The following is a 21,397-nucleotide window of genomic DNA, read 5'->3' on the forward strand; positions in this document are numbered from 1 at the left end:
TGGGTGCATCCGACTGGCGCCGAATGTCCAGGCTCAACCCCAACGACCCAATAGCTTGGGTCGAGCTTGCATTCGCGCAAACTGTCAAAGGGCATACCGGGGCGGCAAAACGATCCATGACGGTTGCATTGCATCTTGCGCCAGATAATCGACACGTGTTGCGGTCAGCATCAAGACTCTTCCTGCACACTGGAGAAAAAGACCGAGCTCACGATTTGCTTCTGAGAAGCCCCTCCACTCGCACTGACCCTTGGCTACTTGCCGCCGAGATTGCCCTCGCGGAAGTTGCAGAGAGAGATCCTCGCTTCTTCAAACATGCTCTCCGGGTGTTGGATGATGGCGGCTTACCACCACATCAGATTACCGAATTGGCGGGCGCTACCGCGACAAGAGAGCTTCTCGACGGGAGCCGCAAGAAGGCAAAGCGCATGTTTATGCAGAGCATGGTTGCTCCTACCGGCAGTTCACTTGCTCAAGCCGAGTGGGCCACCCCTAGGCTTGGTGCGGAAATCGTCTTGGCTTCCCGATTCCGCTCAACTATCGAACCGTACGAGGCAGAATCTTTCCACCTTTATCGGGAAGCTAGATTCAGCGAAGTGCCAAGTGCTTGCCAGAAATGGGCCGAGGTGGATCCATTTTCGATTCGGCCTTTTGAGTTTGGATCAGCAGCAGCCGGTCATGCCGGCAACATTGAAAAGGCTGAGGAGCTTGCCCGGTTAGGCTTGGCGCGTCGACCAAATTCGCCACTTCTAGTTAACTGTCTTGCATACGCCTTGGCGTCATTGGGGCGATTGGACGAAGCTGAACTAGTAATCAAAAAGCTAAAGTTGTCTGACGAGGACAAACCTCTCGCCTTGCTGACGGCGGCTAATAAAGGTCTGATCGAGTTTAGAAGGGGAAATTTCGATCAGGGAAGAGCCCTTTATCACGAGGCTAGCGAGGGCTTCATTCGGATTGGTCAACGCGTTAGCAGTGCGCATGCGCGGGTTTACCTTGCCCGAGAGGCTGTGATTGCCGGCTTACCAGATGCCAAGAAACTCGTGTCTGAAGCTCAAGACGCTATGAAGTCGTTCCCAAATTCCGAAGCGGCTGGTGTCTTACGATCTGTAGAGATCGCTGCCAACTTGAAACCAAGCCAAGTTCCTACTTACGTAACCCCGCCAGACATCGAGGTGGCGACAAGGCCCGCGCCTCTTCAACGTCCACAGATCAAATGGGTAACTCCCGGATGGCCGCCCACTAGACTCCAGAACTGACGCCAATGACGCACCGGTTCTAGTCGCTTGTGATATGAGACATCTTGGTCTGAACGCGATGATGTTGCCATATTCCTTAGGGTTGAGCGAGGGTGGCGATCTTGAGCTAAAAGGGCCGTTCCATCCATTGCCGGCACGGCGCTATCCGAATGTCATGCCCCAACGGGGTCGATCGCGAAGGGAATCAATTGAGCATGGCGAAAAGCCCCTCTGGCAAATATGGTGAGTCATGCTCAGGGGCGGAGTAGCAGATAAGCTTGGCAACGATTACGAGGCCCACTGGACGCTCATTGAAGCGCTTCGTGTGCTGCAAGGCTATGCCGACGAAATTCGGCTTGAGGCGTTCAACGAAGATGCCGCCGGCTTTGAGTTTCGCGTTACGACTTCCAACCAGAATGTCTGGCATCAGTGCAAGCGTCGACGTGCCAACGGAACGTGGACAATACAGGCGCTCGCGAGTGAGGGCGTGCTCGCTGCATTTGCACGGAAGCTAGCGAATGCGCAGAATGAGTGTGTGTTCGTTTCCTCCGACCCGGCAGCGGCGTTCAAAGTCCTTATAGAAAAAGCCAGGCTTGTAGGAACTGCGGCGGACTATGTCGCCTCCCTGAGTTCTGCAGATATCGAGGGGTCAAAGCAGCTTGGCTCGGTCTGGCATGAAAACGCCGAGATTACATATGACTGGCTGCGCCGGTGCCGCGTCGAAACCGTTTCCGACTACTCCTTGCATCGCGAGGCGCGCGCAGTCTGCGGCTTGAACTTCAGGGCCGACCCGAATATCGCAATCGAACGCTTGGCGAGCTTCCTTGATACAAAGCTCACCCAAACGCTGAGAACCGCGGAGTTTCGCGCTGCCATCGACAGCCTCGATCTGGGCTGGAAGGCCCGCCTCGACGAGACACTCGACGGCAAATTTTTCAGGGCCACTGACGAGTATCTTCAATCCCTTCCGCCGCCCATTGCGGGCGCGGTTATCCAAACGGCCGACATCGACGAAGCGGTGAAGATGGCCGTCAGCGGCAGCACGAGACTTCTGGTCGTTGCGGGCGCTGCTGGGAGCGGCAAGAGTGTAGCGATGTCTCGGATTGTTGCGGCGGGTAGCGCCCTCGGTTGGCCGACGCTTGCCCTTCGCATCGATCGTTTCCTGTCGGCGCAAACGATCGAAGAAGTGGGCAAGGCCTTACTCGGGCGAGAAGAGAGCCCGGTTGGTGTGCTAGGCAACCGGCATGGCCACCGAGAGACCTTGCTTGTAATCGACCAAGTCGATGCTATCAGCGAGGCGTCGGGTCGTTCGGGACGTATTCGCGACCAGCTTTTCCAGATGATTGGCGATAGTCATTTCTTCCCTCATATGCGGGTCGTGGTTGCCTGCCGCTCGTATGATCTTGAGCATGATAGCCGCCTCAAGCAACTCGCCGGGTCACCCTACACACAGTCGGTAACCCTTAAGCCCCTCGACTGGGATGTGGCTGTCCAGCCGATCCTCGCTCGACTAGGGCTAGGCGCGCGCCAGTTCTCGGAACGGGAACGGCGGATGTTGGCTATGCCAATCAACCTACAAATGTTCGCAAACTTGAGCGAATTGGGTGAGACGGTTGAAGGCGAGTTGTCGGGCAGCCGGTTGTTCGATCAGTTGCTTGGGTTTCGCGCGCGGGAGTTCCGGCAGGCTGGTATCGCCTGGACCCCTCACGCGGCTTTAGGTGCAATGGCTCAAAGCATGAGCAAAAATCAGGAGCTGATCGTTCCGGCGAGCGTCCTCGCATCATACCCCGGTGGTGTAGATGCGTTGGGATCGGCTGGACTCATTACGGCCGTCGGAGGGAAACTACAGTTTGCCCACGAGTCGTTCTTCGACCACATCTTCTCCCTTCATTTTGTAGGCACTGGCACTAGTGTCCACGACCTACTGTTGAGCGACGAACAGAGACTCTTTCGTCGAACACAGGTGCGGCAAATCTTCTCGCGGCTTCGTGATCAGGGTATCGACAGGCGTTACCTCACAAATCTGTCGGAAGTTATGAATGCCACAGATGTTCGGTTCCTTGTCAAAGACGCTGTCGCCTATTGGCTTCGCAGCGTCGATGAACCGGCCAACGCTGAACGTGCAATCGTCGAGAAGTGGTACGAGTCCGGTCATCCGAACGAGATGCTGGCCCGCACCGTGTTCTCGGGGTCCGGTTGGTTGCCGATCCTTCTCAAGAGCGGCTTAATTAATCGATGGATAGAGCGGGGAAGCGACGCAAAACGGTTTGGACTTTGGCTGTTGCAAGAAAATGCGGCTGAATATGCTGACCTGGTGGAGTCGTTCCTCCGCGCTTGGTGGGGTGGCTCAGAGGAACGGTTTCTGGAGTTAGTTGACTGGTTTGCCCGGCTTTACCCGAAAGGCCCGATTGGTCCTCTAGAAGACCTTTATCGGGATATTATCGCCGAATACCCAGCGGAAAAGCTGGACCCCGAGCATTTCGATGGGAGTTTCGATCTCGGCTCTTGGGTGCACAACGACAAGAAGCTTGGCGCGCGTGTACTCGGGCTTTGGCTAGCCCGCTGGATGATTGTCTTTCCCGAAAGCCATCCGTTTGGAGCGCACGCTTCCCGCGATAGCGAACATTGGATAAAGGAGCTTGCCGAAAAGGATCCGGCAGCCCTTCTCGACGCGATGCTGCCGTGGTTCGGCGAAAGTTTGAGGCGTGAGGAGACCTTGCTCCAAAGCGCACGGATCCGCTACCCAACTATCCGCGTTCCTCTCTCGGAGCACAATACGGGCGCAGTCTGGTCGCTGACGCAGGCTTTCGAGACATTGGCTAGGACGGACCCTGTCAAGGTTGCTACCTTTCTAGATATGCTGCCGCAGGTTGGCGAACCGGCACTGTTAATGCATTTGCGAGCCATCGCGGCCAATGGCCAAGCGCTGGCAACGCGTCTGCCCGCCGTCACCGCACGCCACGGCGTCTTTGATATCGGCGATAGCGGCGATCAATGGCTGGCCTTTGCCAGTGCGGCCAAGGCGGCTTTTCCATTTCTCTCGGAAAACGAGCGTCAAGTCATCGAAGCGGCAGTCTCCTCCCACCACCCCGAACTGGATTGGGCGAAGAAGCATCTTGGACGGGTTAAGGATGGTCCTGCGAGTTCAGATCTTGCTGATCCCGATGGCTACATTCGTCTCCTGCTGACGCTGTCCGGCCAGAATGAACGTGCCATCTTGAAAACTATCGGCGACGAGCAACTCAGCCCGTGGGCGCGTGCCCGGCTTGCCGAACTTGATCGCAAGTTCGTGGGGAAGCCGTTGCCGGAGGCCCATGGTGTCCGGGTTGGATGGGTTCGGTCGCCCATCGATCAGAAAGCGGCAGCGAGGATGGCCGACCGCCATTGGCTTTCCGCGATGGCTCGCTATTCTCAAGACACTAGGCACAACTTCCGTGATTTCGTTGGCGGTGCGAGCCAACTCGCATCTGTGCTCCAGTCTCGAGCCAAGGAAGACCCACCCCGTTTCGTAGCACTGCTGGAAAAGATCCCGCAGACGTACAATGCCGCCTATGCCGAATCCATCTTGGGTGGTGTCCGTGATGGTGCGTCGGACGGACCATTAAGTGCACGCGCCATAAAGGCGACGACGCGATGGCCAGACGCCGACTTCAGACGCGCGATCAACTGGACGGTGCAGAAGTATCCTAGTGCTGCAAAGGACCCCGAAGTGCTCGCAATGGTGCTCACTAGCGCGGAATTCGGCACTGCGTCGGATACGGCGGTCAAAACCACCAATGCCAATCAGGGGCCTCGCAAGTCGGTTAGTGAGCTGTTGGAGAGCGACGGCGATTTCGCATCAAGCGGCATGAATGGTGAGCGCGGCTCTGCATTCGAGGGCTTGGCCGCGGTCTTGTGGGACGACGCGAACACACTGTCAGCCGTCGCCGCACTTGTCGAACGCCAGGTGGAAGCCGAAGCGCTCACCTCGGTCCGAATGATGATGCTGCACACGATCAATTCCATCGCCAAGCATGACACGGCGCTTGGTTTAGGACTGCTGGAACGATTAGCGAAGAAGGATCCTATTGCCCTACAGTGCCATACCGGGCACCACATCTTGAACTGGGCAACTTACAACGAACTTTTTGACGCCGCTGGGATCAGCCGGCTGCTGGTCGCGTCGCCCGAGCCAGCTCAGCGCACCCTAGGCCTTCTTATGCAGTCCGGGTTAGCCCTCTGCGACGATACTAGCGCGGCAGAGTTCAGCGCGTGCTTTGCCGACGACCCGCTGTGCCGCCAGGTCGCCGGTTACCGGGCGAACGGCAACGTGACGTCAGACCGGGTTGGCGAGCGGGCGGCGGCATGGCTGACGATTCTTCTAGACGATGAAGACAAGGAGGTGCGGCACGAAGCGTCACAGGCGCATTGGAGCGAAATTTTGGACGGCAGCACCGACCGCGCGTCGCTAGTGATGGCACACATTGCCTCGCGGTCATTCGAAGAACACTCTGACAGCCTCATGCGTGCGTTGGAAGATCGGGTTGACCGATTTCCAGACATTACTTTCGCGGCGATCAGCCGCCTCGTGGAGCTCGTTGACGGGTGGCAAAAAAATGATCGGCACGGCCATTATACAACGCTTCATCATCTACCCCGAATGCTAGTCGAATTGTACCGAGCGGTAGACGGCGAGAGCGCGCGTGAGCGCGAGTTGTTGGGTCTTTTTGATAAATATTTGGCACACGAGATAGGCAATATGCGGACCGAAATCGGCACATACGAAAGACATTGATTTGACGCCAGACAGACTGGAAGCGGCCCCGAAGCTGCGGGGAGCCAATGTGGTTTGCAGACGCCCAGCGTGACCTGCGGTCGGGATAGCGCCGCCCAACCAGTGTGGCTGTAAATCGTCAAGCGAATGCCACATCGGCAATCACGCTAGGGGTGATTGGATGGCTCGATGCTGCACCCATGTCATGAACGTGTTCGGTCCGGGAGCCAGAGATTTCTCAGACCTGCTTGTCACTGGTTTGGGTGCGCAATTTCGAATCCAATAAAGTCGACCGTCCCGTCGATCGCGTAAGCATCCTTGAGACGCTCCAATTCGTAAGCGAGATGTTTTTACCAAGGCGTAAGCTATTTTGAAGCTAGACCAGCCTCCACCAATCGGCGGAACGCTTCCGATCTAGTGGGCAGATCTGGCTGAGTGCGACGCCATTCGTCAACGCGAGCAAGCAAGTCAGTCGAGAGTCGCAACTCGAAGCGTTCGGTTTTGGTGTCGACAGGATCAGGAGTGTTTGACAATGATGGTGTCCGTAATGTACGGTATGTACGTAATTTGTGGTTCGCGTATCGCAGCCGAACGACGTGCTCCAACACATCGTTCGACCTAACCACAACCCAACGCTATCTGGAGCTCGGATCATGACTGATTCCGACAATAACACGACTTTACCGTTCGTCACGCGCAGGACGGTATCTAGGCGAACGTCAATTGCAATGGCGAGATCACAGCCCAATGCGGCCCGGATCCCGTCTTTCCGCTAACTGAACATTCAAACCAGAGGATCTAAGAGCCGTACACCTTCACCCTTTTGGCCAGCTGACAAGAATTCGACACCCGCTTTTATCAGAGCCGCCTCAATGGCCTGCAGAGTGCTGATCCGGGAATCCACCTTGCCGTTTTCCAACCGGGCCAGCGCATTCAGCGATACAATTGCCTTGTCAGCAAGCTCCTGCTGCGACCAACCAAGCAAAGCCCGTGCGGCTCGAATCTGTCGTGGACTGACCATGAGTCCACAATCGACAGGCGGATTTTCTTTGCCACCTATAGGGTCATTTTGCACCCTATAAGGTATATTAAATGGCGATTCTACTGCAGGTAACCTCGACGCGAAGAGTCTGGCGCGTGGCGACAGACTCTCTATCCGGCTGATTAGTGGAGGATCGAAAGGCCTTGTTGAAACCGCAACGCTCCATCCTCCTTCGGACGGGGCCGAAGCCAAAGATCGAAAGTGACCCTCATCCCGCCGATCAGCATGTCGGCAGGCAGATTGCAACGGTTCGCGTCCAATCGGACGTCTCGCAGGCCCAGCTTGCCCGGTCCATAGGCATCAGCTTCCAGCAGCTTCAGAAATACGAGAACGCGCGGAATCGCGTGAGCGCGTCGATGCTCTACGAGATCGCTACGTCGCTGGACGTTCCCGTCAGTCGCTTCTTCGACGGCCTGCCGGGAAACGATGAGACCTGCGTCGAGGCGCGGCCCCTGCCGGTCGATGAGCGCCTGGATTTCATTGCCAGCGCGGAGGGTCGGCGCCTGATTGAGGGGCTAGTGAATCTTCCGCCGCGTGTGCGCGGTCGCGTCTCGTCCCTGATCACAGCGCTAGGAGAAGAACTGGCCCTGCTAGACACAAAGGCGGACAGCGAGACGGCCGGCGAATCCCCGCCGGCCGAATGCAAGACCGTCTGACGGCCGATCGGGGCCGTTCAGCCAAATTTTCGGGCAGCGGGCAGGGCGATGCGGCCGCAAGCCGAGGACACTTCGATTTCGACGCCGAACGCCCGCGAGCGGGTCGCGAATCCCTCAAGGATGTCTCGCGCCGCGCTTCCAGTGACGGCCACTGGTACCAATCTGCCCGTTGCCGATCCGAGAGACTGAGCTTCCGCGCCGATCGCGATGGGCAGGAGGTCTATCCCCGCGAGGTTTCCGCCGGCGTCATAGCGGCACGCGGCGACGATGCTTTGCCAGACCTCCGGTGGGTCCCATTCGGTTTCGTCGAGGTGGACGTGGAAGAGGAAATTTCCGAGGCCGTAGAAGATCGGCGAGCCGTTGTAGATCTCCACGGCCTGCAGCACCGGAGCGCCGTGGCTGACGAACAGGTTCGCGCCGGCGTCGATGCACATCCGGGCAAAGGTCTGCACCCAGAGCGGCACGTCGTGCCAACCTGGTTCCCAATGATGGTGGTGCAGATAGGCGATGACGAAATCGCCTTGTGCCGCCGCGTGCCGGATGGCGGCCAGATGGACACTAGCGCTGGTTTGATCGACCTCGATCAAGCGGCCGAAATCGGCGGCTTGCGTGAACACGGTGCCGTAGAAATTGATCTCCTTGTCGGCCGACACCTCTACCGGGTCCTCCGGTTGCGCATAGTTGGCCAGCTCAAAGGGCGAGCTTTGCAAATGAGTGCCCAGCCTTGCCAGTCTGCGGAGATGTCCGTCAGGCACCCCCATCTTGCGAACCGTGTTCAGACGATTGACGCCGGGCCGAGCCGGCCGGAAGGCCGTGCGGTCTTCGGCATACATGTTGGTCGGGCCGGGGCCTGCATCCATCGCAAGAAGGGCGACCTCGCGCGCGCCCAGCCGGTGGCGGCCCGGTTTCATGGCTGCTGTCTCGTCGGCCCCGATGCCGGCATGCAGGAAACCGCGCGCTTCCACCTCCTCCAGCGTCGAGAGGATACCGCCGGCGCCGAGATCGAAGGCGTGGTTGTTTGCTAGCGCCAGCGCGTTGAAACCGATGGCCTGCAATGCGTCGAGCACTTCAGCCCTGGAATATCCGAAGTATTTGCCCTTGGTCGGCCACCCGCCGTGCTTGCCGAGGATCGTCGACTCGAAGTTGGTGAAGACGACGTCGCCTTGGCGCAGGAAGTCCGTAACCGCGATGAAGCGTTCGTCTTTGACGTCGCGGATGTCGTGCTTGATCAGGGATTGGCCGGTAACGACCGCGCAGAACTGGTCTTTCATGGAGCTCGCCTTGAAGGAGGGGACGGCACTGGCGTTCCGGCCGGCACCTCGTCAATGTCGAAGTCGGTTACCGCCTATTGGGAGACGGCCGGTGAGATATCGCTTTTGAACCATTTCAGGCTCAGCGCCTTGATCGTTCCATCCTTGGTGGCCGCGTCGATGGCCGCGTTGAACTTGGCGAGCAACTCGGCATCGTCCTTGCGCATGCCGGCGCCGACGCCCGGCCCCCAGAGCCCACCCTTCAATTCCGGCCCGAAAAACACCGCATCCGAACCGGAAGGCGTCTCCAGGAAGTCCCGCCAGGTGAAATAGTCGGCGAGACCGCCGTCGATGCGACCCGCGGCAAGATCGAGCTTCATGTTGTCCAGGCTGTCATAACTGCGGATGGTCACGACATCGCCCAGGATTTCCTTCACGACCGCTTCAGAATTCGACGAGCGCAGGGCCCCGATCGCCTTGCCGGCGAGTGTCGATCGGAGGCGCTCGATGGTCGCCTTTTCCTTGTCGCCGATGGTCGAAAGATTGACCTTCTGCTTGATGTCGCCGGCGTCGAGACCCAGGTCCTTGCGCACCACGAACTGGTTGAAGCCGGTGGCGTAGGGGATCGAGAACGCGATTGACTGCTTGCGTTTTTCCGTGATCGCCATCCCGGACATGATGACGTCGAACTTGCCGACAAGCAGTGCCGGGATGATCCCGTCCCAATCCTGCGGGACGAAGGTGCATTTGATCTGGATGCGACGGCACAGCTCCTGTCCGACATCGATATCGTAACCGTAGAGTTGACCGTTCGCGTCGGTGCCGTCCCAGGGCGGCGAGGCGCCTTCAGTGGCGATCGAAATGACGCGCTCGCTTTGCGCGCTCGCCGGGAATGCCGACATGAGCGAAGCGATAGAAACAGCAATAGCCAGGGGTATGCGCATGATGCACCTCTTCGTTGGTTTGGATGGAAAGGGGAGCCCAGAACCTGCGGCGTCAGGGCAGGGGCGTCGTGATCTCTGGGTCAGGTAGGGCGGGCCGCAATCGCGCCTTTCGTCGACGCACCGGATGGCCGTCGGTCGACAGCCATCGCTCCAGCAACTGGATCGCTTTCACCGCGATCGAGGTGAGCGATAGGTAGATCGCTCCGGCGACGATGAAGATCTCGTACGGCGCGAACGTGGTCGACACCATCTGTCTCGCGATGCCGGTGATCTCGAGCAGCGTCACGGTGCTCGCGAGCGACGAGCCCTTGATCATTCCGACGATCTCATTGCCGTAGGCCGGGAGCGATATCCTGAAAGCGATCGGGAAGGTGACCAGGCGAGCGATCTGGAAGCGTTTCAAGCCGAGGGACGTGGCCGCCTCGGTGACACCCTTAGGCACGGACTGGAGACCACGGCACAGGATCTCGGTGGTGTGTGCCGCGCTGTTCAGCGAAAATGTCAGAAGGGCGCACCAGAAAGGATCCCGCAGGATCACCCAGAAGATGCTGGCTCGCACCGCCTCGATCTGAGCGAGGCCGTAGTAGAGCAGGAAGAGCTGAACGAGCATCGGCGTTCCGCGGATCACATAGGTGTATGCCAGCACCGCGAGCGAGAGGCCGGGACGTCCAAACGCGCGGATGAAGGCCAGCGGCACGGACAGAAGAAATCCGGCCGTCAGCGACAAGACCGTCAGGGTCAATGTGAGTCCAACGCCCGAAGGCAGGACAATCATTGCGTCAAACATCAAGCCGAGGTTCATGGGTCGCTCCCTCCTACCGGCCAAGCGCCGGATAGCGCCGCTCAGCCAGCCGGATCGACAGCAGCGTGACGGTGGTCAGCGAGAGATAGAGAGCGGAGGCCGCAAGGTAGAAGGTCAATGGTGCGCGCAAGGATCCGGCCCCCACATACGCAACGCGCATGATGTCGGTCAGGCCGACGATCGAAACCAGCGCTGTATCCTTGAAAAGCGAAATCCAGAGATTGCCATAGGCCGGCAGCGCCAGCCGCAGCATCTGCGGTCCGATGACGAACATCCAGCGCTGCCAGGCGTTCAGCCCAAGCGACTTTGCCGCTTCGGTTTGGCCCGCTGGCACTGCCGCAATCGCGCCGCGAAACACTTCGGTCGCATAACCGCTGAAAACGACCGAGAGCGCGATAACGCCTGCGGTGAATGCGTTCACCTCGACATACCGGCCGGCGATCTTGCTGGCGAGCGTGGTTCCGCCGAAGTAGATGAGCAGGATAATGAGAAGTTCTGGTACACCACGGACAACCGTGGTGTAGGCGGTCACGACACGGTTGAGGCGCGTTTGTGCCGTGCCCTTCGAAATCGCCAAAAACAAGCCAAATGCCGTACCCAGGCAGCCGCTGACAAGGGCCAGGCTTATGGTCACGGTGAGTGCGACAACAAACTGACTAGTAAAACCACCCATGGGGCGCGTTCCTCGACTCGCAATTACCGCAGGATACGCCGGTCTTTCTCGCCAAGACCAAGCCGTATAACCCAAGGTTGCGAATTGTTATATTTAATAATTTGGAGTTAATTTGAGATATTGGCTAATTCTAGCGCCTGAAATTACACACTCAATCTATAATTTTTATTATTTTATCTATAACGCGCCGTTATATACTGAGGTGGTTCGGTGCTCCTCAGGATGGCGTTTTCTGCTTCCCGGGTGGTTATCAGGGAAAGGCGCGCAGGGAATGGAGTTGTTGCAGAGCGACCTCAAGCTTCGCCAACTGAAGGTCTTCCGAGAAGTCTTGCGGGCCGGATCGACAAGGCGAGCGGCGGCAGCGCTCGGGATAAGCCAGCCGGCCGTCAGTCAACACGTGAAGCAACTCGAGACCACGCTCGGCATCACACTCTTCAAGAGATCGGCCAATCGCATCGTCCCCTTGCAGGAAGCCTGGGAACTCCTGCGAAACGTAGAACTTGCCCTGACGTCCCTGGATCGGCTGGAAGCGTCGATCTTCGCTATGAAGAATGAGGAAAAGCAGCGGATTGCTATTGCCGCGCCATCTGTTTTCGGTTTCGTGACCTTGCCCAAGGTCGTGGCGATTATCCGCTCACAGACCGCTTCGAATGTGCGGTCGATTTCGGGTAGCTACGACCAGATCGGTGAGCACATCCTGGCTGGGCGGGCGGATCTCGGAATCTCGAGGTTGCCCCTGGATCCACACCTGTTCGAATGGGCGCCGCTTGGGTCGGCACGAAACGTATGCATCTTTCATCCCGACCACCGCTTTTCAAAACAGACCTGTATCGAGGCGCAAGACCTGGCAGGCGAAACGATCGTCGATATCGATCCCCAGTTCGCCGCTCACCAGATGAACTTCAATGCCTTGCGCTTCGCCGGCGTTGAGCCAGACATACTGGTGGAATTCGATTGCAACGGTCACGAAGCCGGATACGTCTCGGCTGGCCTGGGCATTTCGATAACCAATGAGATCATTGCGCGTGAATACGCGGCGTTTAACCTCGAAGCGAAACCGGTGGAACCGTCCGCGCTCTATCACTACGTTGCGATTTGGCAGAAGGGCAGGACCTTTTCCAGCGCATTGAATGTATCGCTTGAGGCGATCATCGCCGCGTTTTCCAGATGCCGTCCGCTAGAGGGGGATCACCCCTTGAGGGCTGATATCCTCGGCAGCCGCTGCCCTTGAACAAGAGGCAGGGTTCTTTCTGACGGAGCAATCGGCCCGCGCCCTTGAACAGAATGCGGGCTTTTGTGCAAAATAGCCCCGATGTCAGGTTGTCTTGATGCCGATCTTGCGGCGCTTGGCCGGCGCCGGCGACGTTACGGGTTCAGGCGCTACGGCCTTCCGTCCAAGGCCGATCGCCTTTGCCATCGCGGATCGCACCGCAGCATAGTTCGGCGCAACCATTGGGTAATCGGAGGGCAGGCCCCATTTCGCCCGGTACGCATCCGGCGAAAGATCGTAGTGAGTGGCAAGGTGCCGTCTGAGCGATTTGAACTTCTTGCCGTCTTCCAGGCAGATGATGAAATCGGGCGTCACCGATTTCTTGATCGGGACTGCGGGAGTAGGCTTCTCTTCCGCTTTGGGTGGGAGTGGTCCCTGCAGCTTGCTGATCGCTCCATAGGTATCGGCAATTACCCGGGCGAGTTCTGCGACTGGAACCGGGTTGTTGCTGACATAGGCGGAAACGATGTCAGCTGTCATCTCCAGCAATTCCGCGTCGGAGTTGATAAGATCTTCAGGCATTTGGGCCAACCCTTCATTTGCTCTTCAGTTGCCGTAGCCCCGATCTACATCAGCAACCTCGCTACAGCAAAGCGCACCGGGTGCACAAGACAAGAAGTTACAAAGAGGAACGTGTCGGGGCATGGGCCACGAAGCTCTGCATGAAGCAGGTCAGGCGAGGCACCGCCCAGCAATGAAGGCAATTGGGCGGGAGGGTGGAAGCTGGTCTCGAGCGAGCCTTGTTATCCTGCCGGCTGCATGGCTGCCCTCACCAGCATGCCGAACAAATCTCGCGGCTCGTCGGTGCTTGTAGCTGGTCGCGCACGTATCGCAGCGCCGAAAAATCCTCGATGCCGAGGCCGACGGAATCGAAGAGCGTAATCTGCTGACGTCCCGGCGGCCTCGCGCCTTGGCGGCGCGAATTCGACGAAGATGTCGGAGCGCAGCAGGATGTCGCGGTGCAGTTCAGTCTTGCCAGGGCAGTCGCCACCGAGGGCGAGCGGCTAAGGTAGAATCGACCGAAACCTTTCGCTCTTGATCGCGCTCATCTATACCCCGGAGGACCCCTTCAACAGCTCTTCTATAAAATCAGCCACAATTGTCGAAGGCTCCCTTTGAGGCGGAAGCAACAGAAGCGTCCGAAAGTGAATTGCCGGCTCGAATGGCACGATCATCATTCCACGTCCGAGGAAGGGGTCCGCCGTAATCGGATTGACCATGCCGCAGCCAAGACCAGCCTCGACCATCGCCGCGATCGTCGTCGAATAGGGGGTCTCCAAGACAATTTTTGGCTTCACCCCATGCTCCGCGAAGATCGCCTCCGCCTCTCGCCTTGTCGTGTCCTCCGGCGCGAGCGCGACGAAGTTTTCATCGTGGAGGTCTCTTGGATAGATGACTGCTCTGCCCTGCAAACGGTGGCCCGGAGGCAGGGCAATGGCAACCTGATAGCTGGCAAAGGGCCGAGCGATAACGCCCGCGAGATCGATCTCGTCCGCCGCCACACCGACGTCGAACTGGCCGGAAGCAACCAACTCCTTGACCGAGGACGACATCCGCGCTTGGAACGTTATAGCCACCTGCGGGTGGCGCTTCTGGAACGAGCGCATGACTTTCGGCATGACGTTTGTGCTTAACGCCGACAGGCTTGCCACTCTTATTTCGCCCGACCCGAAGTCTCTTATACGCGCAGCCGCACTCTTGAGATGGATCAGGCCGGAAAACGAGGTTTCAACCTCTCGGAAGAAGAGCCGCCCTTCCGCAGTTGGGCTCATGCGCCCCTTAGCGCGATTGAACAGCGCAAAACCAACGGTGCGCTCCAGCTCCTGCACCGCCTTGCTCACGGCCGGCTGTGAGATGCGCAGGACCTCGGCCGCACGTGTCGTCGTGCCGTTTGTCATCAGGGCGTGGAAGACTTCGATCTGCCTCAGGTTCATCGACCCTATAACCTCCGCGAATAGTAAACCGTAATCTTGATATTAGACCGCATAGTGAGGAGTGTGCTTAAACAATCGCCATGTCCAGGGGGTGGCGAGAGAATGAACGACTTTACTGAAGTGGTGCTGACCCCGAAGGTTAGGAATGAGGGCTTCGATCCGCTTGGAACTGCGGTCCACAGAGCCTCGACGATCGTGTTCGAGAATGCGGAGGCCTACGCCAACCGCGCGCAGCGCGGGCCTGAAGGATATTCCTACGGCTTGTACGGCACGCCGACGACGCGCACGCTCGAACAAAAGCTTACCAAGCTCGAAGGCGGCGTCCGGACGTTCCTCGCCCCTTCTGGCCAAGCGGCCAACTCGGTAGCGATGCTTTCTTTCCTGAAGGCTGGCGACAACATCCTCGTTGTAGACACGTCCTATCCGCCCGTCAGGGACTTCGCCAACCAGGACCTAGCACGCTTCCAGATAGAGACGAGGTACTTCGATCCATCCACGATCGATGATCTCGAAAGCAAGATCGACGAGCGCACCGCGATTATCTGGTGCGAGTCTCCTGGTTCGACGAGCATGGACGTCCAGGACATACCAGCCATTGTGGCGGTGGCCCGGCGCCGCGGCATTCTCGTTGGATGCGACAACACTTGGGCGACGCCGCTGAACTTCAAGCCGATCCTGCACGGCGTCGATATCGTCACAGAGGCGTTGACCAAATACATCTCCGGGCACTCCGACATACTGATGGGATCGGTTACGATCGCCCGTCCCGAACACGAGGCTGTGGTCAAGGGTTTCATGGGACGCTTCGGGATAGGCGTCTCGCCGGACGACGCGGCCCTCGTCCTGCGCGGCATGGAGACACTCGGCATCCGGATGCAGCGCTCGTTCGAAAGCGCGCGGACCTTGGTTGAACAGATCGAGCGGCATTCGTTGGTAGACCGCGTGCTGTGGCCGCCACTCGCCCATTCGCCTGGTCATGAGTTCTGGAAACGCGACTTCGTTGGAGCGAGCGGGGTATTCGGCGTGCTATTCAAGGACGCCTGCACCGCACATGTCTCACCAGCGCTCGACGTCTTGACGACATTCGCCATCGGCGCCTCCTGGGGAGGTACCCGCAGTCTCGTCGCGCCGATGCCCGTCCGGCAGAACAGAACGGCGACAGAATGGCTCGCGTCCGACCTCGTGCTGCGCATCAGTGTCGGGATCGAAGCGCTTGAGGACTTGCAGGCGGACGTCGCCCGCCTGCTCGAAGACATATCTGTACGGACCGCACAAGATCGGTCCGGCACGGGAGCTCGCTCCTACGGGTAATCAAATCAAAAACAAGGGGAATGGAACATGGACAGCAGCAAATTCATAACAATTCACAGACGGTCGTTTCTGACAGGATTGTCCGGCATGATTGGCATCGCCGCCGGCGGCTCCCTTTTTCCGAGCATGGTCGCGGCCGCGGCCGATAATGATACGCTTAGGATCGCCATCTCTGTGGCCCCCGGCGACCTGGACCCTCACAAATTCAAGGGGCTCTACGCGGTCCAGGACATGGTGTTCGAACCACTCGTCACGTACTCCTATGACGGAAAAATTGAACCTGGACTGGCGACCGCTTGGTCGATCGAGAATGAGGGCAAGCTCCTGCGCCTGACGCTCAGAGAGCAAGTTGTCTTCCATGACGGGACACCATTCGACGCCACCGCCGCCGAGTGGAACCTGGGGCGCTGGATGGGGCAGGCTGACAACAACTGGATGAACTGCTCCAGGCTCTTCGTGGATGCCACTGTCGTCGATGACAATCATATCGATATCCGCTTCAAGGAGCCTGTTCTTGGGCTGCTGCAGGAATTGGCCTATGTCCGCCCCGGTCGTTTCCTCAGCCCGAAATCGGTCGCAGCTGACGGGAGCTACAAGGCTCCGGTCGGGACCGGCCCATGGCGTGAAATCAGCGCGGATAACTCGGGCAGCGTCTTCGAGCGGTTCGACCGCTATTGGGGCGAGAAGCCCAAGTTCTCGAAAGTCCAGTTGAAGGTGCTCCCCGACTCTCGTGGCCGTATGGCTGCCCTCCGAGCCGGCGATATCGACCTAATGGGCGGGGCCTTCGTATCGCCGATCACCGCGATCGAGGCCCAGACCTTGAAGCAGGCGGGGCTGGACGTCGTTGTGGAACCCGGTTCGACGACAATGATCATGGCATTCAATCCCGACCGGGCTCCAGCTCTCAAGGAAGTCGCAGTCCGGAAGGCCATCGATATCGGCATCGACCGGGCAGCAATTTCAAAGGTACTTTATCGCGGGATGGCAGCGACGTCGGCCAATCTCTTCGCCGAATCCGTGCCACTGGCCGGAAAGCGCTATGAGGTTCCCCAGATCGACGTCGAAGGTGCTAAGGCGCTTTTGGAAAAGGCAGGATGGGTCGGCAGTCCTGTGAGAGAGAAGGATGGCTCTCCGCTCGCTCTCGAAATCGTCGTCAGTGAAGAACAAATTCCCGGATCGAGATCCGTCGCCGAGGTGCTTCAGGCGGAACTGCAGGAGATCGGCATTCAGCTTACGATCCGCTCGGTGGACCATGCCTCGCGACACAGCGATATTCCCGAACGCAAGTTCGATCTTGCTTTCTTCCAGACATACGGCGTTCCGTACGAGCCTTTCGCCACAATCGTCGGTCTTTTCCTGTCTACCTACGACAACGGCGTCGACGGTAAGCTGTTCGTCGACGCTGAGCGGCTCGATCCGCTCGTGACCGCGACGATGTCGGCGTTGGATCCAAACATGGAAGCCAACGTCCAGAAGGTTTACGATTGGCTGCACGATAACGTCGCCATCGCTCCACTGCTTTACGTGCCAGGTATCTGGGCGCACTCCAGCCGCGTCAAAGATTTCAAGGCCCCGGCAACGGAGTACGATATGCCTTACGAAAACATCAGCCTGAGCGAATAGGAGACGCCGTGTTCTTCTTCATCGCAAAGAGAGCCCGGAACGCGCTCGTTCTGCTTTTTCTGGCTTCGGTGTTGTGCTTTTCCCTGGTGGTGTCAGCCCCAGGCAACGTCGCCATCTTGATTGCGGAGCTTCGCACTCCAACGGCGACCAGGGCGGACATTGCCAAGGTCGCGGAGGAAATCGGCCTGAACAAGCCATTGTTCATTCGATACACGGACTGGCTTGGCAATGCCGCTCACGGCAACTTCGGCATCTCCTACAAGACTGGGGAGGACGTTGGAAACGCTCTTCGGAGCCGGTTATCGGTTACTGCGACGCTGGTCGCCGGCGGAGCCGTGGTCGCCCTCGTCTTGAGTTTGCTCATAGGATTTCTAGGGGCCCTGTGGGCACACAGAATGCCCGACCACATTGCACGCGGACTGGCGTTGTTCGGTGCATCCACGCCCTCGTTCTTCGTCGGTGCGCTTCTGGTCTATGCTTTCTCGGTGTCGTTCAAGATATTTCCGACATTCGGCTACGACGGTTTTCGCAGCTTCATATTGCCATGGCTCACAATAGCGATGCTGCCTGCCGCTGTCCTCAGCCGCGTCGTCCGAGTCGGCCTTGAGGAGGCCATGGCGCGTCCGTTCGTCCTCACCGCGATGAGCAAGGGCTTCAAACGTGAGCGGATACTCATGCGCGACGCTTTGCCCAACATTGCGCCGACCTACCTGAATGCGCTCGGAACTCAGATAGGTCTCATGGTCGTCGGCGCCGTCGTGGTGGAGCCGCTGTTCGCCTGGCAGGGGGTCGCAGAGCTGTTCCTGACCGGGGTCCGGTTCCGCGACTTCATGGTGGTGCAGGCCTGTCTGCTGATCTTCATAACCTTCTTCATTATCCTGAATGTGATCGTGGACGTCCTAATGATGCTCACCGATCCGCGCATGCGCCGGCAAAGGAGCGGATCATGAACATAGTAGGCAAATTGGCAGACCCGATAGGAAAACTGCCGCGCGCATCCGTCATCACCATTGGCGCTTTCGTATTCATCGGCGTGTTCGCACCGCTGCTCACACCTCACGCACCGAACACTCAGAATCTGCTGCTCGCAGGCGAAGGGCCAACCATGACACACTGGCTGGGCGCCGACCACCTTGGCAGGGACACGCTCAGCAGACTGATAACCGCTGCCCGGACCTCACTTGTCGGCGTCTGTCTCGTGCTCGTCATCGCCCACACGATAGGAACCACCATCGGAACGGTCGCCGGATATCGACGCGGCTGGACGGACGAGATCCTCATGCGCATGGTCGACGTCGGTCTCGCTATCCCAAGCCTTATCATTTCGCTCGCGGTCATCGGCGTATTCGGGGCCAGCTACTGGAACATGATCCTGGCCTTGGCGCTGGCTTGGTGGCCGGGTAGCGCTCGCGTCAGCCGCGCGGTGGCCGTGAGCGTCATGAACAAGCCTGAGATGGAGGCGCTGCGCGTCCTTGGTGCTAGCCCTATGCGGATCTACTTCGTCCATCTTCTTCCAACGACGCTCGGCGCCGTCCTTGTCTATGCCACGGCAGACGCGGGCGCAGTAGCTCTGGCGATTGCCACTCTGAGCTTTCTCGGCCTCGGTATCCAACCGCCGACCCCGGAATGGGGGCAGATGCTGGTCGATGCGCTTCCCTATCTGGAAACCGATCCACGGCAGGTCGTTCTCCCGGGTCTTGCCCTTACGTTGGCCGTGATTGGATTCAATATCCTAGGGGAAGCAGTCGCGCTGAACCGCGTGCCGACCCCGCTCACGAACAAGATGCTTGTCGCCCGTCGCCGCGCCACGGCGCTCTGGGCAAAGGAGTCGATCTGATGCCCGCTGAAACCGTACTGGACGTGAGAAACCTGACGGTCGATCTCCTAACTCGCCATGGGGCGGTCCGTCCGGTCGATGGCGTCAGTTATTCGATACGACGCGGGGAGACGTTGGCTGTCGTAGGCGAGAGCGGCAGCGGCAAGACCGTGATGAACTTCGCTCCTCTCGGTCTGATGCCGCTTGGTGTAAAAGCGGACGTTTCGGGCTCAGTGGTCTTCGACGGCACCGAGCTGGTTGGAGCCTCCGAGGATAAAATCAGACACTTCCGTGGAAAGTCGATAGGCTTCATTTTTCAGGACCCGATGAGTGCACTGAACCCCGCAAGAAGGGTGGGGCGGCAAATCGCGGAGATGGCTGAATTCCACTTGGGCATGTCGGCAACTGCCGCCGAAGCAAGGGCGCTAGACCTTCTTAAATTGGTCGACATGTCCGACCCGGCGGCGCGACTAAGGCAGTATCCTCACGAACTGTCCGGTGGCCTCAGGCAGCGCGTGATGATTGCAATTGCCATCGCGGCCGAACCCAAGCTCCTGATTGCGGACGAGCCGACCACCGCGCTCGACGTCACCATTCAGGCCCAGATCCTGCGCCTGCTCAAGAACATTCAGTCAAAGCTTAAAATGGCGATGGTTCTCATTACTCACGACATGGGCGTCGTCGCAGGATCGGCAGACCGAGTGGTCGTCATGTACGCAGGCCGGAACGCGGAAACCGGTCCCGTCGAAAAGGTTCTGGTTTCACCGCATCATCCCTACACAATGGGGCTGATCGACGCCATCCCGCGACGTGACGAGGCGGTCGGGGCACCCTTCCGGGGACTCCCCGGCGTGCCGCCTATACTCGCGGCGCCTATTGTCGGGTGTGCTTTTGAGCCGCGCTGCGTTCATTCGGTCCAAAGCTGCAAATCGCATCGGCCCAGGCTCATCGAGACGCTCGATCCTTCGGTCTTCGCCGCATGTCCTGTGATCAACAACCACCTGTTGGAGAGAGTAAGCTGATGGCTGTTCTCGAAGTCGAAAACCTTGTGACGAGCTATCCCAGCGCGATGAGGGGCAAGACCATCAAGGCCGTAAATGACGTGTCAATCACGTTGAACGCGGGCGAAATCGTCGGCCTCGTCGGCGAGTCTGGCTGCGGCAAGTCGACACTTGGCCGATCCATCGTGGGGCTGGAGAAACCTCAGTCGGGTAGAGTGATCTTCGACGGCGTCGATCTCGGATCCCTCTCGGGCGGACGCCTTAGGGAAGTGCGCCGTGCCGTCCAATACGTGTTCCAGGACCCCTACGCCTCGTTGAACGATCGACAGACCGTTGGCGAAGCAATCGCAGAGGCTCTGATCATCAAAGGGATGCGCTCGAAGGAACAACGTGCGGCGCGTACGACGGAGCTGTTGGACCAGGTCGGACTGGCGACACAGGTCAGGGACCGGTTCACCCGAGAGCTGTCCGGTGGACAGCGTCAACGTGTGGCAATCGCGAGGTCACTTGCCGTGGAACCGCGGGTGCTGATCTGCGACGAGCCCGTTAGCGCGCTCGATCTTTCGATCAGGGCGCAAGTGATGAATTTGTTCATGGGACTGCGCAGGGACCTTGGCGTCGCCTGTCTGTTCATCGCTCACGACCTCGGCCTCGTTCGACAGGCTTCGTCGCGTGTTTACGTCATGTACCTTGGTCGGATCGTCGAGATGGGAACGTCTGAGGACGTCTACAACCATCCGAGCCACCCCTACACCCAGTTGCTGCTGGCATCGGTTCCAGCAGCCGATCCCATTGAGGAGAGAAATCGGAAAGTCCCGCTGCTCGTGGGAGAAATACCGAGCCCGACCAATCCTCCGTCGGGATGCGCGTTTCGGACGCGTTGTCCACTAGCTGTCGCCGACTGTGCGACAGCACTCCCGCCTCAGATCGAGGTCAGTGCCGGTCACCGGGCGGCGTGCGTGCTCGCGGAAAAGGTCTTCCGTGGAGAACGCAGTGCTCTCGATGTCCCGCCTGAATCCGGAAGAATGCCCGGGCAAGTGCGTCTGATGACTGCCGCCGCCCTCTGAAATTAATCATTCAAGATCGA

17 protein-coding genes and 1 pseudogene are annotated in these 21,397 nt (G+C 58.8%); 10 read left to right on the forward strand and 8 right to left on the reverse strand.

The window, feature by feature from the left end; genetic code table 11:
* Positions 1–23: 23 nt before the first annotated feature.
* Positions 24–1,256: a tetratricopeptide repeat protein gene (locus NKH97_RS03420; RefSeq protein WP_352795396.1), complete on the forward strand. Its 1,233-nt coding sequence runs from the start codon at positions 24–26 to the stop codon at positions 1,254–1,256.
* Positions 1,257–1,485: 229 nt separating this feature from the next.
* A complete protein-coding gene (locus tag NKH97_RS03425) occupies positions 1,486–6,009 on the forward strand; it encodes an NACHT domain-containing protein (RefSeq protein ID WP_352795398.1) in 4,524 nt (1,507 codons plus the stop codon).
* Between the two features lie 763 nt (positions 6,010–6,772).
* Here the strand turns inward: NKH97_RS03425 and NKH97_RS03430 are convergent.
* Positions 6,773–7,009 (reverse strand): helix-turn-helix domain-containing protein, encoded by a 237-nt coding sequence (locus tag NKH97_RS03430; protein WP_224685811.1) that lies wholly within the window; start codon positions 7,007–7,009, stop codon positions 6,773–6,775.
* 164 nt (positions 7,010–7,173) lie between these two features.
* Between NKH97_RS03430 and NKH97_RS03435 the strand changes: the two genes are divergently transcribed.
* Positions 7,174–7,686, forward strand: a complete 513-nt coding sequence (locus tag NKH97_RS03435) for a helix-turn-helix domain-containing protein (protein ID WP_352795401.1) — start codon at positions 7,174–7,176, stop codon at positions 7,684–7,686.
* 17 nt (positions 7,687–7,703) lie between these two features.
* Here NKH97_RS03435 and NKH97_RS03440 read toward each other — a convergent pair whose 3' ends face one another.
* From NKH97_RS03440 to NKH97_RS03455, 4 genes are all read right to left on the reverse strand, one after another.
* Positions 7,704–8,957, reverse strand: a complete 1,254-nt coding sequence (locus tag NKH97_RS03440; RefSeq protein ID WP_352795403.1) for a CapA family protein — start codon at positions 8,955–8,957, stop codon at positions 7,704–7,706.
* 74 nt (positions 8,958–9,031) lie between these two features.
* Positions 9,032–9,880, reverse strand: coding sequence for a transporter substrate-binding domain-containing protein (locus tag NKH97_RS03445; RefSeq protein WP_352795405.1), 849 nt, complete (start codon positions 9,878–9,880; stop codon positions 9,032–9,034).
* A gap of 52 nt (positions 9,881–9,932) precedes the next feature.
* Complete coding sequence (locus NKH97_RS03450) at positions 9,933–10,682, reverse strand: ABC transporter permease (protein ID WP_352795407.1); 750 nt, start codon at positions 10,680–10,682, stop codon at positions 9,933–9,935.
* 13 nt (positions 10,683–10,695) lie between these two features.
* Positions 10,696–11,355 carry an ABC transporter permease gene (locus NKH97_RS03455; protein WP_352795409.1) on the reverse strand — a complete coding sequence of 220 codons (660 nt, stop codon included), beginning with the start codon at positions 11,353–11,355 and terminating at the stop codon, positions 10,696–10,698.
* 271 nt (positions 11,356–11,626) lie between these two features.
* Here NKH97_RS03455 and NKH97_RS03460 point away from each other — a divergent pair, with 271 nt between their 5' ends.
* Positions 11,627–12,586, forward strand: coding sequence for a LysR family transcriptional regulator (locus NKH97_RS03460; RefSeq protein WP_352795410.1), 960 nt, complete (start codon positions 11,627–11,629; stop codon positions 12,584–12,586).
* An 84-nt stretch (positions 12,587–12,670) separates the two neighbouring features.
* On the opposite strand, the gene NKH97_RS03465 is transcribed toward NKH97_RS03460, so the two are convergent.
* The 3 genes and pseudogenes from NKH97_RS03465 to NKH97_RS03475 all read right to left on the reverse strand — a co-directional run bounded on the left by NKH97_RS03465 (position 12,671) and on the right by NKH97_RS03475 (position 14,559).
* Complete coding sequence (locus NKH97_RS03465) at positions 12,671–13,147, reverse strand: Ros/MucR family transcriptional regulator (protein WP_352795411.1); 477 nt, start codon at positions 13,145–13,147, stop codon at positions 12,671–12,673.
* 221 nt (positions 13,148–13,368) lie between these two features.
* A pseudogene (locus NKH97_RS03470) lies at positions 13,369–13,623 on the reverse strand (ornithine cyclodeaminase); the annotation flags it as partial.
* Positions 13,624–13,674: 51 nt separating this feature from the next.
* Positions 13,675–14,559, reverse strand: a complete 885-nt coding sequence (locus NKH97_RS03475) for a LysR substrate-binding domain-containing protein (RefSeq protein ID WP_352795413.1) — start codon at positions 14,557–14,559, stop codon at positions 13,675–13,677.
* 102 nt (positions 14,560–14,661) lie between these two features.
* On the opposite strand from NKH97_RS03475, the gene NKH97_RS03480 reads away from it, so the two are divergent.
* Genes NKH97_RS03480 through NKH97_RS03505 form a run of 6 tightly spaced genes read left to right on the forward strand, consistent with a single transcriptional unit; the run spans position 14,662 to position 21,377 of the window.
* Positions 14,662–15,870 (forward strand): trans-sulfuration enzyme family protein, encoded by a 1,209-nt coding sequence (locus tag NKH97_RS03480; protein WP_352605111.1) that lies wholly within the window; start codon positions 14,662–14,664, stop codon positions 15,868–15,870.
* A 27-nt stretch (positions 15,871–15,897) separates the two neighbouring features.
* The gene (locus NKH97_RS03485; protein ID WP_352795415.1) at positions 15,898–17,493 is read left to right on the forward strand and encodes an ABC transporter substrate-binding protein; all 1,596 of its coding nucleotides are present in this window, start codon (positions 15,898–15,900) and stop codon (positions 17,491–17,493) included.
* 8 nt (positions 17,494–17,501) lie between these two features.
* Positions 17,502–18,443 (forward strand): ABC transporter permease, encoded by a 942-nt coding sequence (locus NKH97_RS03490; protein WP_352795417.1) that lies wholly within the window; start codon positions 17,502–17,504, stop codon positions 18,441–18,443.
* Complete coding sequence (locus NKH97_RS03495) at positions 18,440–19,330, forward strand: ABC transporter permease (RefSeq protein WP_352795419.1); 891 nt, start codon at positions 18,440–18,442, stop codon at positions 19,328–19,330. The genes NKH97_RS03490 and NKH97_RS03495 overlap by 4 nt, the downstream gene beginning before the upstream one ends.
* Positions 19,330–20,331 (forward strand): ABC transporter ATP-binding protein, encoded by a 1,002-nt coding sequence (locus tag NKH97_RS03500; protein WP_352795420.1) that lies wholly within the window; start codon positions 19,330–19,332, stop codon positions 20,329–20,331. Before NKH97_RS03495 ends, NKH97_RS03500 begins: the two co-directional genes overlap by 1 nt.
* The gene (locus NKH97_RS03505; RefSeq protein WP_023708344.1) at positions 20,331–21,377 is read left to right on the forward strand and encodes an ABC transporter ATP-binding protein; all 1,047 of its coding nucleotides are present in this window, start codon (positions 20,331–20,333) and stop codon (positions 21,375–21,377) included. The genes NKH97_RS03500 and NKH97_RS03505 overlap by 1 nt, the downstream gene beginning before the upstream one ends.
* Positions 21,378–21,397: the final 20 nt, after the last annotated feature.

This window comes from Mesorhizobium sp. M0870 (assembly GCF_040319775.1).
Taxonomy (GTDB): domain Bacteria; phylum Pseudomonadota; class Alphaproteobacteria; order Rhizobiales; family Rhizobiaceae; genus Mesorhizobium.